Origin of the sequence: Aminobacter sp. UC22_36, from assembly GCF_044056035.1 — a bacterium.
Lineage (GTDB): Bacteria > Pseudomonadota > Alphaproteobacteria > Rhizobiales > Rhizobiaceae > Aminobacter.
In genome coordinates this window covers 4,626,175-4,641,166 of sequence record NZ_CP171996.1, presented here as the reverse complement: position 1 = coordinate 4,641,166, position 14,992 = coordinate 4,626,175, and the positions used below count along the sequence as shown (strand labels likewise).

Here is a 14,992-nt window from a genome sequence, read left to right as displayed (position 1 = left end):
TGCGACTGGACCATATCTGCAGCCGTGAAGGATTCCAAGCGGAATTTTGCGACAAGATCAGTGAAAAGAGCCGGAATTGGACGCTGTATGTCGCCAGGCAGCGTTGAAAGCGCTTGCAAATATTGCTTTGCCGTCTTATGTCGATCTCATGAAGCGCACCACAATCAAAGATGTTGCCCGGGAAGCTGGCGTGTCGATCTCGGCCGTATCGAGGGCGTTCTCCAATGGCAGTCTCGCGAAAGAAAAGCGTGACAGCATCCTGGAAGTGGCCGATCGCCTGGGCTATCGCCCTTCGCTGGTCGCGCGTGGCCTTGCCAGCCAGCGATCGCAGACCGTCACCCTCGTGACCGGGCGTATGTGGGACACTTTCGACGCCTTGTTTCTCGAGCAATTGGCGGAAGGGCTGGCAGATATGGGGCACAAGCTCGTCGTTGCGCCCGCAAGCAAGCAAAAGCAGAACAGCGGTGGCGTTTATCAGGCGCTCGACGATCAGTCGGACGCTGTGATCATCGCCGCCGGCACGATGCCTATTGAGGCGACGCAGGCCCTGGTGCGGGGAGGGGTGCCGGTCATCCTCGCCGGACGGTTCGTCGACGAGGAAGGTATCGATTGCGTCAGCGCCGACAATGCTGATGGAGGGCGGCAGGTTGCCGAGCTCCTCCTGAGGACCGGTTGCCAGCGTCCCTGCTATTTCGGTTTCGACGCCCCAAGCCCGGCGGACCAAGAACGCGGCGACGCCTTCTGCTCGACCAGCGGTGCCGCGGGAATCCCGGCGGAATGGGTCAAGGTTGCCACGCGCACGGACAATGACGTCTTCGAAGCCGCCGCCGCAATGCTCGGCTCCCCCCATCCTCCTGATGCGGTGTTCTGTGCCACGGATCGCCTGGCGTTCAGCGTCATCGAGGCGGCCAAGGCCTTGGGGATCGCCGTTCCTGACGCCCTTTCCGTGGTCGGCTTCAACAATGTTCCCGCCGCCGAGCGCAGAACCTACAGGCTCACGACGGTGAACTATCCGGTCAGCCGCGTGGTGGGCGAAGTGATTGGCGTGCTGAAGGCCCGCCTCGATGATCCTGATCTGCCGCCGATCCGCGCCCGCATCCCCGTGCAGCTGACGGTCAGGGACACCACCCGGCGGCTTTTTTCATGAAAATCGTTCTTTTCAGCGATGCCCACCTAATGCCTGGACGGATGGCGTGCGGCCGCGATCCCGTTGCCCAGCTGTCTTCGGCGCTGGCCGACGTGGCGGCCAATCACGCCGATGCTGCCGCTCTGTTCGTCCTTGGCGATCTGACCCACGATGGCGGGCCTCGTGAGTACGGCGCGTTGGCTGCGGCGGTGAAGGGCTTTCCCGTCCCGGTTCATTTCCTGATGGGCAACCACGACAGCCGCGTTGCCTACCGCGAGGTCTTCGGCGGCCAGGGATATGTCCAGGGAACGGTCGAACCGGGTGGCATTCCGTTTCACCTGCTCGATACGCTCGAAGATGGGCAGGTCGCGGGCAGCCTCGGCAATGGACGTCTCGAAGATCTTGAAAGGTCGCTTGCCCACTCGCACGCCCCGGGGTTCGTCCTGATGCACCATCCCCCGATCAGCATCGGCGTGCCGGCCTTCGATCTGGAAGGCTTGTCCGATCGCGCCGACCTCCACCGCTGCATCGCTCGGCACAGTTCGAAGATCCGCGCTGTGTTTTTCGGTCATTGTCACATGCCGGTTGGCGGGAGCGTGGCCGGGGTTCCGGCCCTCTGCATTCCGTCCCTGGTCAGCCCTTCGATGCCGGTCTTTGACCGGCCTGTGTATCGCAGCAACCCAATGGGCACGGTAGGCTATTCCATCCTGTTGGTCGAAGGGCCCGACTTCGTGATCCACAACATCAATCTGGAGCCCCGACCGGCAGGTCGGGCCGATTTGCAGCAGGAGACAGCCCATGGCGTATGTTGAATTGCGAAATCTGGAAAAGGCCTTCGGCACCGCCAAGACGATCCACGGTATATCCGCCGAGGTGAAGCAGGGCGAATTCGTCGTGATTCTTGGGCCGTCGGGCTGCGGCAAATCAACGACGTTGCGCATGATCGCCGGCCTGGAAGAGGCGACAGGTGGCGAGATCCACATTGCAGGGCGTCGGGTCGACCATTTGCCGCCCAAGGACCGCGGCTGCGCGATGGTGTTTCAGAACTACGCGCTGTACCCGCACCTGACGGTTCGCGGCAACATCGAGTACGGCTTGCGCGTGGCGCGCATGCCAGCGTCCCAGCGTGCCGCGAAAGTCAGGGAAGTTGCGACGCTGCTGGAACTGGACCAGTTGCTCGACCGCAAGCCCGGTCAGCTCTCGGGCGGGCAAAGGCAGCGTGTCGCGATCGCCCGGGCAATCGCCCGCGAACCCAACGTCTTCCTGTTTGACGAGCCTTTGTCCAATCTTGACGCCAAGCTGCGCACCACGATGCGCACGGAGCTGCGCAAGTTGCATGACCGGCTGGGCGCGACGAGCATTTTCGTGACCCACGATCAGGTCGAGGCCATGACACTCGCGGACAAGATCATCGTGATGAACAAGGGAACCATCGCGCAGATCGGCAGTCCATCCGCTATCTATCACACCCCTGCGGACCTGTTCGTCGCCGGGTTCGTCGGAACACCGCCCATGAACATCATCCAGGGGCGGGTATCGGGTTCCGACAGCATTGCGCTGGCGAACGGCTGGTCTCTGTCTAGGCCCCGTTCCGGTGCTGGATTGGCCGACAACCAACCTGTGGCCGTCGGCATACGCGCCGAAAATCTCGTCGTTTCGGATGCTGAACTCGACGCCACGATCGACTTCGTCGAGGACATCGGCGCGCAGAAGCTGCTGCATTGCATCGCCGGCGCCAATCCCGTCATCGCCCTGGACCTGTCGCGAAGAACCTTCAGGCGGGGTGACAACATCAAGCTCAAAGTGCGCGACGACGACGTCTCCCTGTTTTCCAATGAAGAGCGGCGCATAAGCGCCGCGGTCTGAAACCTGCGTCCAGGCGCGCAGTCGATCAATTTGGAGAGGGATGAACCTTGAACGCCATGTCCAGACCGATGACCACCAATCTACGCTACTATGCCGCGCTCGGCGTTGCGCATGAGGCCGCTGATTTGGCCCTTGGATATTTCCAGAATCGCGACAAGCTCGATGTGTCGATGAAGGGCGCGCAGGACTGGCTGACGGTCGCCGACGGCGCGGTGGAGGCGTTGATCCGGGAGAGGCTTGCTGAGCTGTTTCCGCAAGATTCGATCCTTGGCGAAGAAATGGGTGGGGCATATTCCGATTGCCTTTGGGTGATCGATCCGATCGACGGCACGGCGAACTTCGCCCATGGCGATCCAAACTGGTGTGTTTCCATCGCATTTCTGCGCCGTGGAGAACCGGAGATCGGGATAATCCTGGCGCCGGCGCTCGATCAGACCTTTACCGCCAGGAGCGGCGAAGGTGCTTTCCTCAATGGATCAAACATCAGGGTCTCTGCGCAGTCCGATCTTTCCAAGGCGGCCATCGAATGCGGGTGGTCGGCTCGAGTGCCTGCCGGGCGCTATCTGTCGCTAATCGAAAGCGGGATATCGGCGGGCGCTTCGATCAAGCGCATGGGCTCAGGCGCGCTCGGCATCTGCCGCGTCGCGACCGGCACCTCCGACGGCTTCGTCGAATTGCACATCAACTGCTGGGACGTCGGCGCTGCCATCCTGATCGCACGAGAGGCGGGCGCTGCCTGCAGCGACTACTTCAGCGGCGACGCCATCAACGACGGAAATCCAGTTCTCTGTTGCGCCCCACCCTTGGCTTCAGCCTTGGGCGAGGTGGCGGGCATCGACATTTGAGCTCTGGCGCCCAAGCCTTCTCAGAAGAGCTGTTGAGCTGGCTGCTGACGACACTGCTGAGCGTGACACTGGTCGTCTATCTGGCGATCGACGACAGCCCGACCACGCGTTCATTCCTTCGGCTCGACCTCAGTGCCGTCCGCCGGTGACAAAGCGGGCTGCAACATCAAGGGCAAGATCAATGAACGCGGCGAGCATATCCATCATATGCCTGGCCAGTCCTATTACCTCGAGACGGGAGTGAACCTGGCGCGGCGAGCGCTGGTAGTGCTCGCAATGGGAAGCTTGGTGGGCCGGCTGGCGCAAGTCGAAGGTCTAGCGCTCACCCAAGGCAAGTTTGCCTTTGGCATCCCGTAGCAGACCGCACGCTGCCTAACGGAACGGAGGCCAGCGGAACGTCCGCCTGCCAATTGCTTCAGCGCAAGGCTGCCAGTCCGCTACTGGCTCCGTTACCGCCTTTTACAGGTTGCTGGCTGAGCCCGACGGGGCGGTGTCTAATCTAGCGTTCGTCGGGTGAGCGAAGCACCTTGAAGGCGCGTTCGTCCAAGCTCTGGGCCAGGCTGAAGACGTTGCCCGGTGCCAATACGATATTCTCCGCCAAGGCCGTTCGAGCAACATCCGCAGTGTCGAGGATCGAGCCAAAGCTCCATACCCCTACTCCTGAGCCTGTCGGCGAGATCGAAACGCCTACGCTCCAGCGGGAGCCGTGCTTGCGGGGTCAAGGCCGCCTTGTCGATCACTTGTGCTGATCAGCGGTGAACGACGGCGTTGGACATGCCTCCGCGTAGCCCCAGCACGGCAGACATCCATTCGACAAGTTCCTTGACCGGGCCGGTCTGCTCCCAGGCGTAAATGGAGACGGCGATCGGCGGCTCGGTACCGAAAGGTGTGTAGCCCCTGATCCGTCGGCCCGGCGTGGTTGCGACGGGCAGGAGCGTGATGCCAAATCCAGCTTCGACAGCAACAAGGATGTTCGGAAGGCTGCTGCTTGAGAAGGCGACGTACCAACGCCGCCGCTCCCGCTCAATACGCTCGAACATCTGGTCTCGATATAGGCCGCCCGGGGAGAAGACCACCAGCGGCATCGGGTCCGGCCAATCGTGTTCGGCATCCATTGCCTCGAACCAGCCCATCGGCTCAGGGAATGACGCGCGTGCATCGGCACTCGGTGCGGGCTCCTTGACCACGGCAATGTCGAATTCGCCGTCCCGAAAACGCCGGGTCAGATCGCGGCTCAACCCCGAGGTCACGTCCATCCTGATCTCGCGGCGCCCCCGCGCAAAGTCGCGGAACAGCGTCGCCATCGGACCATCGAAGATGTCTTCGGCCAGGCCAATGCGGATGGCCGTCAAGCCCGCTGGATCACCCAGTGCCGCTTGAGCCTCCTGCTGCAGCGTGAGGATGCGTCGGGCGTAGCCTTGCAGGCGCTCGCCCGAGGCCGTGGCGCAGATTGGTCTTGCATCCCGATCGACAAGCGCATGCCCAACAGTCTCCTCCAGCCGGGCGAGCTGCTGGCTGATCGTGGATTGCGTCAGGTGCAGCTGCTCTGCGGCCCGGGTGAAGCTTCCGGTGTCGAGGATGCCGACGAAGGCACGCAGAAGGCGAGGGTCGAACACGAGCGGTGCGTCCTTTGGCATTGAATTTTAGAATGGATATCATCCAGCTATTTAATTTTCAAATGCTCTAAAGTGCGGCTACTGAGGACTGCCGACTGCAAACGCTTTGGCCATCTCGGACAGATTGAACTGCATGAACAGAGCACGCTCCGACACAGGGTATTTCAGGGTCCGCGCCACGCGTACCGCCGCGCGCCCGAGATCACAGCCGAGACCGTAAGCCGATCGTAGCACGAACCCTGACCGACGTGCGGCCGGAGGAGGCCCACGGTTTATCGGTCGCAATAAACGGAGGAGAAATAGCAATGTCATACCCTTGGAAGCATCGTGTCTGCATGATGGTTGGTGCGGCAGCAGCGAGCTTGACCCTGCTCGGCGGTGCCGCCCATGGCCCAGCCGCGGCCGCAGAGGCCGGGTTCAACGCAAGCGCGCCGCTGGCAAATCTAGTGCCTGAGAAATATCGCGAAAAGGGGGGGCTGGTGATTGCAACCCAGCCCGACTTCGAGCCCGCGAACTTCACGCCGATCGGCGAGTCCGACATCAAGGGCTACAACGTTGACCTCATGGAGGCGATGGCAGCCAAGCTGGGCTTGCCGGTCCAGTGGGACAAAGTCCCCTTCGACCAGATCCTTATCGGCATGCAGAGCAAGAAGTTCGATGCCGCGATCGCGGGCATGACGGACCGCAAGAACCGCCAGGAGAAAGTCGACTTCATCGACTATCAGCTCGCCGGCTCGGTGTTCATGATCGCCAAGGGCAATCCCAAGGGGATAACTGGCGCGGTGAATGGCGGTTGCGGCATCACAATCGGCGACGTCAAGGGCAGCGATGCGCAGCGCCTGGTCGACCTGATGGCCGCTGCCTGCACCGCCGAAGGCAAGGAGCCGACGAAGCTGGTCTCTTACCCAAACAGCAGCGACAAGAACCTCGCCCTGACCTCCGGCCGGGTTGACGCGATGATCTGGCCCGACCTTGCTGTGTCTGTCCTCACCCGCGAAACCGGGGACACCCTCGATTCGCTGCCGATCGACTTCGAGCCGAAGGTCTATCTTGGGATGACTTTCAACAAGGAGGAGAGCGCGCTGCGCGACGGCTTCGTGGCGGCACTCAAGGCCATCCACGAAGACGGCACATATGACAAGATTCTTGCCGATTGGAAGGTCGAAGTCATCAAACTTGAAGACTACGGGGTCAATCTGGCGAAGGACTGACTCTCATGTCGACTCTCAACTTCGAGGGCTCTGAACAAGACGAGGTCAGCCCGGCCGTTGCACACTATGTGCGGCGGCCGGGCGAAGAGCCCGTAGCACAGTCCACGCCTCTGCGCGCCAAGCAACGCATGAAGTACGGGCAGATTGTCTCCGCGCTGATCGTCGTCGCGCTGCTGGCGATGTTCACAGCTTCCCAGGCGGCCAATCCGAACATGGAGTGGGGCGTGGCTGCTCAGTTCATGTTCCATCCGGTCATTCTCGGCGGCGTCGGGGTGACGATCCAGCTGTCCGTGCTCGCGATGCTGATCTCCATCGTGCTCGCGCTGGTCATCGCGTTGATGATCCAGAGCCAGAACAAGGTCGCGAGCGTCATCGGGCGTGTGTATGTCTGGTTCTTCCGCGGCGTTCCGATGCTCGTGCAGGTTCTGCTGTGGTACAACCTCGCGGTCCTGTTTCCGACCATCTTCGGGTACAGCACGAACAGCCTCATATCAGGATTTTCAGCCGGCCTGATTGCTCTATCGTTGGCCGAGTCCGGCTACATGGCGGAGGTCATCCGCGGTGGCATGCTGTCGGTACCGGCCGGCCAGATGGATGCGGGGATGAGCCTCGGACTGACCCGCGGCGAGGCGCTTCGCAAGATCGTCTTGCCACAGAGCATTCGCGTGATCATCCCGCCCACGGGCAATCAGTTCATCGGCATGCTCAAGGCGACGTCGCTGGTCTCGGTCATCGGCGGCAGCGACCTGCTCACCAGGGCGCAGCTGGTCTATGGCCAGAACTTCAAGATCCTGCCGCTGCTGATCGTTGCGGTGCTCTGGTACCTGATCCTGGTCACCGTCGCCAGCATCGGGCAGCACTTCCTGGAAAAGCATTTCAATGTAACCCAGCCAGGATCGCGCTTGGCCCGCCGGAAGAAGCAACGTCCGGCGACCACAAGTGTGGCCGTCGCCGTGAATGGGGGGACCGCGTGATGGGTGCAGCGATGACAAACACGATGCTCAAGGTCGAGGGCGTCAACAAATGGCTCGGCGAAAACCATGTCCTGCGTGGCGTCGACATTGCAGTCCGCAAAGGTGAGATCGTATGCGTCCTGGGCCCTTCCGGCTCGGGCAAAAGCACACTGCTGCGCTGCATCAATCATCTGGATCCCGTTGACGGTGGCGTGATCGAAGTGGCGGGCGAACGCATCGGCTACGAGCTGAGGGGCGGCGTACTCTATGAACAGCATGAGCAGGCAGTCGCCAAGGCGCGCCAACACATTGGGATGGTGTTTCAGCACTTCAATCTATTCGGCAACATGACCGCTCTGGAGAACGTCGTCTACGGCCCGGTGAAAATCCTGAAGCATCCGCGCAAAGAGAGTGTCGACAAGGCGCGGCATCTCCTCGCCCTCGTCGGGATGTCCGATCGCGCGGATGCGTATCCGAGCCAGCTCTCGGGTGGCCAGCAGCAGCGAGTGGCAATCGCCCGGGCGCTGGCGATGGAGCCGCGGCTGATGATGTTCGACGAGCCGACCAGCGCGCTCGACCCTGAGCTCGTCGGCGAGGTGCTTACCACCATGCGCAAAGTGGCCGAGGAGGGCATGACCATGCTCGTCGTCACACACGAGATCGGTTTTGCCCGCGAGGTCGCCGACCGAGTGGTGTTCATGGACCAGGGCCGCGTCCTCGAGGACGGGCCGGCTCGCGACGTACTCGACAACCCCAAGCACGAGCGCACAGCGGCGTTCCTACGCCGAGTCCACTGAGTTTTGGCCCAGCCCGGACACACGACTACAATTCAAGGACTAACATCATGAAAGACAAGAGTTACGCGCTGTCCAACGTACGCCCGTGGGGCGCCGATCCGGTGGACATCCTCATCGAGGGTGACCGGATTGCCGGTGTCCGTCCGGCCACAAGGCCTGAAGCAGGCGGCGTCGATGGCGGCGGCCTGCTTGCCATGCCGGGTTTCGTCAACACCCACGCGCATATCGACAAGAGTTGGTGGGGCAAGCCCTGGGTTGGTTACACATACTCCGATCGTCCGACTGTCGAAGGCTGGATCGCCAATGAGCGCGCCCAGCGCGACAAGTATGGCGTACCGAATGTGGCATCGAGCGCTGCCGTGCTGCGCCAGTTCATTCGCAACGGCACGACGGCGACCCGCACCCATGTTGACGTTGATCTGGGTGTCGGCCTGCGTGGGCTGGAGTGTGTCGAGGCTGCGAAGGCCGAGCTTGGCGATGCCATCCAGGTCGAGACCGTCGCTTTCCCGCAGGACGGCGTGTTGCGCCGCCCCGGCGTGATGCAACTGCTCGACGAGGCCGCAAAAGCTGGCGCCGACAACATCGGTGGCCTCGACCCGGGCACGATCGACGGCAATGTCGAAGCTGTGCTGGACGGTCTCTTCGACATCGCTGTGAAGCGTGACGTCGGGCTCGACTTCCACCTGCACGAGTTTGGCTCACTCGGCGTCTACGAGTTTCGGCAGGTCATGCGGCGCACGATCGATGCCGGCCTGCAGGGGCGCGTTACCATCTCGCACGGTTTCGTGCTCGGCACGTTGCCCCAGAATGTCCAGGAGGAGATCGTCGAAAAGCTCGCCGAAGCGGGTGTGTCGTGGACGACGGTTGCCATGGGCGGGACGGCGCCGCTTCCCTGGCAGCAGATGCAACAACGGTCAGTGCCTCTCGGGCTTGGTACCGATGGCACCCGCGATTTGTGGTCGCCCTTCGGCGACGGCGACATGCTGCGCGTCGCGCATCAGTTCGCACGGTTGAGCGGGCTGCGCCACGACGACAAGCTTCTTGCCGCGGTGGAACTGGCAACCAAGGGCGGTGCGCATTTCGTCGGACGTGATGTGCATGACCTCGTTGCGGGATCGCGAGCAGACATCGTGCTGGTCGATGCCGAGAATGTCTCTGACGCACTGATCCGTTGTCCGCCGCGCCGTCTGGTGATCTCGGGCGGACGCGTGGTCGCCCGTGACGGCGACGTGTTGGTCTGAGCACTCTCGAATACCGGCTTATGAGCCTCGACGGTTTCCATACTGACTGGAACAAGCGGCGCCGGCATCCCATCAGAGCTGGCGTCGTTCGGCAGGTGAAAGAAAGTTCGGAATGTTGGCAATGCCTCTCGTCAAGGGAGGGCATCGATACTGCCACCCGCGCTTTGCGAACTACCTCGCAAGCGGAACCTTTTTTCTCCAAAAGCTGGTATTACCGCGCCAAAACGGGGAGCGACCATCGTGCTTGACCTACAGGCTGATATCATCCGGACCCTCAGGGTGGCTTCGGTCTTCGACGTTGGTGCGGAGACCGAGCGGCGCATCACGTTTCTGGCCGACTATCTCAGGGCATCCGCGATGCGCGCCTATGTCCTTGGGATCAGCGGTGGCGTTGACTCCTTGACTGCTGCGATGCTCGCGCAGGCCGCCGTGCGGCGCCTGCGCGACCACGGCCACGAGGCGCAGTTTATCGCCGTGCGCCTGCCATACGGTATCCAGGCCGATGAAGCCGACGCGCGGACGGCGCTCGATGTGATTGGCCCCGACCGCACCGTGACGATCAACATCAAGCCGGCCGTCGACGCCATGTTGGCGGAAGTCCGTCGTGAGGCAGGTGATCTCTTCGAGCTGGCGCGGCTGGATTTTCATCTAGGCAACATCAAGGCTCGCCAGCGCATGATTGCGCAGTATGCGTTGGCCGGCGCTGTGCGCGGCATAGTGATCGGGACCGATCATGCAGCCGAAGCGCTGATGGGGTTCTTCACCAAGTTCGGCGACGGCGCGGCCGATGTTCTGCCGCTTTCAGGTCTCACAAAGCGGCGCGTGCGTGCGATCTCCGCACATCTTGGTGCGCCGCAGGAACTGATCGACAAGGTGCCCACCGCTGACCTTGAAAGCGATGCACCGCTACGGCCAGATGAAGACGTGTACGGCGTTACATACGACGACATCGACGACTTTCTGGAAGGTAAGTCGGTTGCCGAACCAGCCCGCCAGCGAATCCTCACGACCCACGTGGCGACAGCGCACAAACGTGCCTTGCCGGTCACGCCAGACTAAGCGCTGAAACGGCCAGCACTTCGATCACGCGGCATTGGGCAACGTTGCCGGCGGAGTTCATCGCGCAAGATCAGCAGGCACGCAAACAGGCGGGCGGCATCAAGCCGGAAGCGACGACAGCATGGTCGTCGTTCCCTCCAACGAGTCTCCTGAGACGGGAGCTGAACAGGCTTCTTTGCAAGCCTTGCTGGCAACGGTGATTTTGCGCGACACCGACGATCATGCTTGATGCCGCCTCTTTTTCGCTGCACATCGGTCAACATGGAGGATGAGACTAGGAACCGACGTCGGGACTTGCAGTGGGCCTTGCCCACCTCGCTGATCCTGCATGGGCTGCTCATCACGGTCCTGGTGGCCTACAGCCAGCCGAGGCTTGCTCAGGAGCAACAGGAGGAGGCGGTCAACGTCACGCTCGTGCCTCCGCCGGAACAGCCGAAGCCGAAACCTGCTCCTCCGCCAAAGGACCCCGCTGCCGAAAAGCCTGCGGAGCCGAAGTCGAAGCAACTGCCGGCGTCGGAGAGTCGACCACCCAAGCCGGCGCAAATCGAGGTCCTGAAACCTGTTTTCCGGTTCGGGGACAAGGATGCCGGCTCCGGCAAATCTCAGGAAGAAAGCAGCGTTCAAGGGACCTCGCCTTCACAGGCGAAGGGTGACGATGTGAAGCCGCCTTCCGAGATGCCGCCGGATGCAGCCAGCGACGCCGAAAAGCAGGCAGCCGCGGCAAAGGATACCAAGGCCGCCCAGGAGCACGACGCCGCCTCGAACCAGGACACAGGCAAGCAGGCAACCGACAAACAACAGGGCCTGATGGACGGTGCCGACAAGCAGACAGCGGCGGCACCAATGCCGTTGGGTGCTGCCGGCAACGACGGTGAGATAGCGCTTCCCGCCTTGGCCAAGGCGCCACAGCCCAGACCCGCGAATGCGTCGGAGCCCAGCCTTGCGAAGATCGCGAAACCCGGAAACGGCAGTACCAGGGGGAATTCCAAGAATGCGGAGGTTGCCGCATCGCAGCCCTATTCGGGATTGCCGGGTGTTCGAAAGCCCCAATCGCAAGGTGCTACCGGCGATGCGTTGGCGACGACCTCAATGGCCGGCGTGCCGCGCGACCAGCGGGCCGCCAAACTCTGCGCCAGCGCGTTGCAGCGGCAATTGGTCGGCGCTTCCTATTCCCCCGACCTGGTGCCACTTGTTCCGCTAAAGCAGGGCAATGTCCTTGACGTCCCGGAGGCTGCCTTCCGCACGCGAACTGCATGGCACGCTCTGCGCTTCCGATGCGAGGTCGACACCGACGCGACGACAATCCTGTCGTTGTCCTTCCGCGTCGGAGCTACGATCCCCCGCGACCAATGGGCGGGTCTAGGGCTCCCTGCAAACGACTAGAGGTTTGCCGAAAAGTGGATCCCGATCTTGGCTATGGCGCCAATTGGGAAACGTAGGAGAAAGTGTCGGCTGGCAATGCTCCGGCTCTTCGCTTTCCCGCAAGACGGTGCCTTCTGAATAGTCGTCCTGCCGGCATTGGTCCAGCAATGGTGAAGTGTCCAACTTGGATGTCAGCTCCTACCATTTGCCCCCGGAAGCTGCCGTTCCGCTTGCGCCCCCATCTCGACGTCTAGCGATGTTACGGCCCACGGGTTGACCCCGACCATCAGGTTGGCGACGCGCCCGATGGGCGGCGAGCCATTTCCGCATGACGCTCGGGCGCACCGCGGTCCTGCGATAGAGAAGGTCGCGAAAGAAACGTCAGATGGCGCCGAACAGGTCGCGGGTCAATGAACTGACTTCAGCAGAAAATCGCGGAAGCATCGTGCGGCAGGCGAGAGGGAACGTGTCCGTTTCTGGATCAGGCTGACCTCGCGCTTGATGTGCGGCTCGGTCGGTGTGCGCACGACGAGGCCCATGGAGGTCGCAAGGCGCGTGACCGCCGAGGTCATGATCGCGACGCCGAGACCGCCTTCGACCATGCCGATGATGGTCAGCGGCAGCGCCACTTCTTGCATCGACTTGTCGAGCGGCAGCACGATGCCGTTGCGCGCCAGTTCGTTTTCCAGCCGGTCGCGGATCGGGTTGCCGCGCTGCGGGCCGATCAGCCTGCAGTTGGCAAGGTCGGTCCAGCGTAGTTCGGGACGTTTCACCAGCGGGTCATCGGCATGGAGTACCACCAAGAACTCGTCGGTGGAGAGCCGCGTGCCGACGAGTTCTGAATCGTCTTCCGGCACCGTACCGAGTTCCGAGGTCCACCAAACCGCTGGCGACCTGCTCCAGTACGGTCTTCTCCGCGACATCGTGCAACTCGACGGTGATCTCGCTGTAGAGCTTGGTGAAGGCGTTGACGAGTTGCGGCAGCATCAGGGCGGCCTGAACCGTGCCGGCGGCCATCGTGACCTTGCCGCGCCGCAGCGCATTCAGTTCCCGCGAGCTCTCCACCATGCCTTCGATATCGGCAACGGCGCGGGCTGCGATGGGCAGAATGTCCATGCCCGCCTGGGTGAGGCGCAGCAGGCGGGTGTGCCGGTCGAAGAGACGAAGATTGAGATTTTGTTCCAGCTGCCGCACCAGCGTGCTGATGGCCGATTGCGACGAGCCGAGCTTGTCGGCGGCCAGCGTGAACTGCCCGAGATTGGCTACGGTGACAAAGGCGCGAAGCTGTTTCAGCGTGACGTCCATTCCGATCCATTCATTCAGTTGTTAGATGAATAAATATGATTGTGCCGATTGTTTGCTGATTTGGCCAGCCGCATGATCCCCCTTGTACGGCGTGCGGTGACAAAACATGAGGCCAAGATGCCCCCCACCGCGCCGGAACACTATTCGCTGGGAGGATAGCGAATGCCCAATCTTGAGACGACGGATCCCGTCGAGAAGAAGTACCCGATTCCGAGCCTTTTCGCTCTAGGACTGCAACACGTTCTCGTCATGTATGCCGGCGCTGTCGCCGTACCGCTCATCGTCGGCAGTGCGCTGCATTTGCCCAAGGATCAGATCGCGATGCTGGTCAGCGCGGATCTGTTTTGTTGCGGCATCGTCACCCTCATCCAGGCGCTCGGTTTCGGCCGCCATGTCGGCATCAGGCTGCCGATCATGATGGGCATCTCGTTCACTGCCGTTCCCTCGATCATCGCGACGGGCAACAATCCGGACCTTGGCATGCCCGGTGTCATCGGCGCGGTCATCGGCTCCGGTGTCTTCACCATCATCGCCGCTCCCTTCTTCGGACGCTGGGTGCGGTTCTTCCCACCGGTCGTCACCGGTACGGTCATGCTGGTCATCGGCCTTTCGCTGATGCGCGTCGGCGTGAACTGGGCCGCCGGTGGCCAGCCGATGATCCGGGGGCCGGAAGGCATGATCCCGAACCCCGCCTATGGCGCACCCTTCGCGCTCGCCGTTGCAGCCGTCGTGTTGCTGTCGATCCTGCTGCTCACACGGGTTCTCAAGGGCTTCTTGTCCAACCTTGCGGTGCTGATGGGCATCGGCATCGGCTTTGCCATCGCGATCGCATTCGGCAAGGTTGATTTCCATGGCGTTGCGGACGCCGGCTGGGTGCGCATCATCCACCCGCTCGCCTTCGGCTGGCCGGTCTTTGAATTCTGGTCGATCCTGTCTCTGTGTGCGGTCATGACCGTCATGATGATCGAATCGACCGGGCAATTCCTGGCGGTCGGCGACATGGCTGGACGCAAGATCACCCAGGCTGAGCTTACCCGCGGCCTCAGAACCGACGGCGTGGGCAACATCATCGGTGGCCTGCTCAACACCTTCACCTACACGACCTACGCGCAGAATGTCGGCCTGCTCCAGATCACCGGCGTCTTGAGCCGCTTCGTGGTCGCGGCGGGCGGCGTCATCCTGATCCTGCTCGGTTCGCTGCCGAAGGTTGCCTTCATCAGCGCATCGATCCCAAGCTACGTCGTTGGCGGTGCCGCTATCGTCATGTTCGGCATGGTCTCGGCAACGGGTGTGAAGATCCTGGCGAAGGTGGATTTCGTCGCAAACCGCCGCAACCTTTACATCGTCGCGGTCAGCGTCGGCCTCGCCATGGTGCCGGTCGTGGCCGACAACATCTTCGCCCAGCTTCCGGCCGCAGTCGAAAAGTTCCTGCACAGTGGCGTGCTCGTCGGCACGTTTGCGGCTGCACTCCTCAACATCCTCTTCAACGGCGTGCCCGCGAAAGAGCCTGAGGTGAGCGAGCTGCAGAACCATACGCCGGCTGCCGACCTCGCCTGAACAGCACTGCATTAGTCCGGCGGCCTTGGCCGCCGGAGCCCCGAGCCGCGCAGC

The 14,992-nt window shown here is 62.2% G+C and carries 13 protein-coding genes and 1 pseudogene; 12 read left to right on the top strand and 2 right to left on the bottom strand.

Annotation, left to right across the window (positions count from 1 at the left end):
- Positions 1 to 103 precede the first annotated feature (103 nt).
- The 5 genes from ACHMW7_RS26135 (at position 104) to ACHMW7_RS26115 (ending at position 4,194) form a co-directional block, all read left to right on the top strand.
- The gene (locus ACHMW7_RS26135) at positions 104 to 1,147 is read left to right on the top strand and encodes a LacI family DNA-binding transcriptional regulator (RefSeq protein WP_395448303.1); all 1,044 of its coding nucleotides are present in this window, start codon (positions 104 to 106) and stop codon (positions 1,145 to 1,147) included.
- The gene (locus ACHMW7_RS26130) at positions 1,144 to 1,938 is read left to right on the top strand and encodes a metallophosphoesterase (RefSeq protein ID WP_395448302.1); all 795 of its coding nucleotides are present in this window, start codon (positions 1,144 to 1,146) and stop codon (positions 1,936 to 1,938) included. The genes ACHMW7_RS26135 and ACHMW7_RS26130 overlap by 4 nt, the downstream gene beginning before the upstream one ends.
- Positions 1,925 to 2,992 carry an ABC transporter ATP-binding protein gene (locus ACHMW7_RS26125; protein ID WP_395448301.1) on the top strand — a complete coding sequence of 356 codons (1,068 nt, stop codon included), beginning with the start codon at positions 1,925 to 1,927 and terminating at the stop codon, positions 2,990 to 2,992. The genes ACHMW7_RS26130 and ACHMW7_RS26125 overlap by 14 nt, the downstream gene beginning before the upstream one ends.
- A gap of 56 nt (positions 2,993 to 3,048) precedes the next feature.
- Positions 3,049 to 3,837 carry an inositol monophosphatase family protein gene (locus ACHMW7_RS26120; protein WP_395448300.1) on the top strand — a complete coding sequence of 263 codons (789 nt, stop codon included), beginning with the start codon at positions 3,049 to 3,051 and terminating at the stop codon, positions 3,835 to 3,837.
- Between the two features lie 132 nt (positions 3,838 to 3,969).
- Entirely contained in the window at positions 3,970 to 4,194 is a 225-nt protein-coding gene (locus tag ACHMW7_RS26115) for a hypothetical protein (protein WP_395448299.1), read from the top strand.
- Positions 4,195 to 4,586: 392 nt separating this feature from the next.
- Here the strand turns inward: ACHMW7_RS26115 and ACHMW7_RS26110 are convergent, their stop codons facing one another.
- The gene (locus ACHMW7_RS26110) at positions 4,587 to 5,453 is read right to left on the bottom strand and encodes a LysR family transcriptional regulator (RefSeq protein WP_395448298.1); all 867 of its coding nucleotides are present in this window, start codon (positions 5,451 to 5,453) and stop codon (positions 4,587 to 4,589) included.
- A 362-nt stretch (positions 5,454 to 5,815) separates the two neighbouring features.
- Between ACHMW7_RS26110 and ACHMW7_RS26105 the strand changes: the two genes are divergently transcribed.
- From ACHMW7_RS26105 to ACHMW7_RS26080, 6 genes are all read left to right on the top strand, one after another.
- On the top strand, positions 5,816 to 6,664 hold the full coding sequence (locus ACHMW7_RS26105) for an ABC transporter substrate-binding protein (RefSeq protein WP_395448297.1): 849 nt from the start codon (positions 5,816 to 5,818) through the stop codon (positions 6,662 to 6,664).
- 5 nt (positions 6,665 to 6,669) lie between these two features.
- Complete coding sequence (locus ACHMW7_RS26100; protein WP_395448296.1) at positions 6,670 to 7,638, top strand: amino acid ABC transporter permease; 969 nt, start codon at positions 6,670 to 6,672, stop codon at positions 7,636 to 7,638.
- Complete coding sequence (locus tag ACHMW7_RS26095) at positions 7,638 to 8,414, top strand: amino acid ABC transporter ATP-binding protein (protein WP_395448295.1); 777 nt, start codon at positions 7,638 to 7,640, stop codon at positions 8,412 to 8,414. Before ACHMW7_RS26100 ends, ACHMW7_RS26095 begins: the two co-directional genes overlap by 1 nt.
- Before the next feature lie 47 nt (positions 8,415 to 8,461).
- Entirely contained in the window at positions 8,462 to 9,655 is a 1,194-nt protein-coding gene (locus ACHMW7_RS26090; protein WP_395448294.1) for an amidohydrolase, read from the top strand.
- Between the two features lie 240 nt (positions 9,656 to 9,895).
- Positions 9,896 to 10,714: an ammonia-dependent NAD(+) synthetase gene (gene nadE / locus ACHMW7_RS26085; protein WP_395448293.1), complete on the top strand. Its 819-nt coding sequence runs from the start codon at positions 9,896 to 9,898 to the stop codon at positions 10,712 to 10,714.
- Positions 10,715 to 11,020: 306 nt separating this feature from the next.
- Complete coding sequence (locus tag ACHMW7_RS26080) at positions 11,021 to 12,097, top strand: DUF930 domain-containing protein (protein ID WP_395448292.1); 1,077 nt, start codon at positions 11,021 to 11,023, stop codon at positions 12,095 to 12,097.
- A 386-nt stretch (positions 12,098 to 12,483) separates the two neighbouring features.
- On the opposite strand, the pseudogene ACHMW7_RS26075 reads toward ACHMW7_RS26080, so the two are convergent.
- Positions 12,484 to 13,381, bottom strand: a pseudogene (locus tag ACHMW7_RS26075) (LysR family transcriptional regulator).
- A gap of 162 nt (positions 13,382 to 13,543) precedes the next feature.
- On the opposite strand from ACHMW7_RS26075, the gene ACHMW7_RS26070 reads away from it, so the two are divergent.
- Positions 13,544 to 14,938 carry a nucleobase:cation symporter-2 family protein gene (locus tag ACHMW7_RS26070; protein ID WP_395448291.1) on the top strand — a complete coding sequence of 465 codons (1,395 nt, stop codon included), beginning with the start codon at positions 13,544 to 13,546 and terminating at the stop codon, positions 14,936 to 14,938.
- Positions 14,939 to 14,992 lie beyond the last annotated feature (54 nt).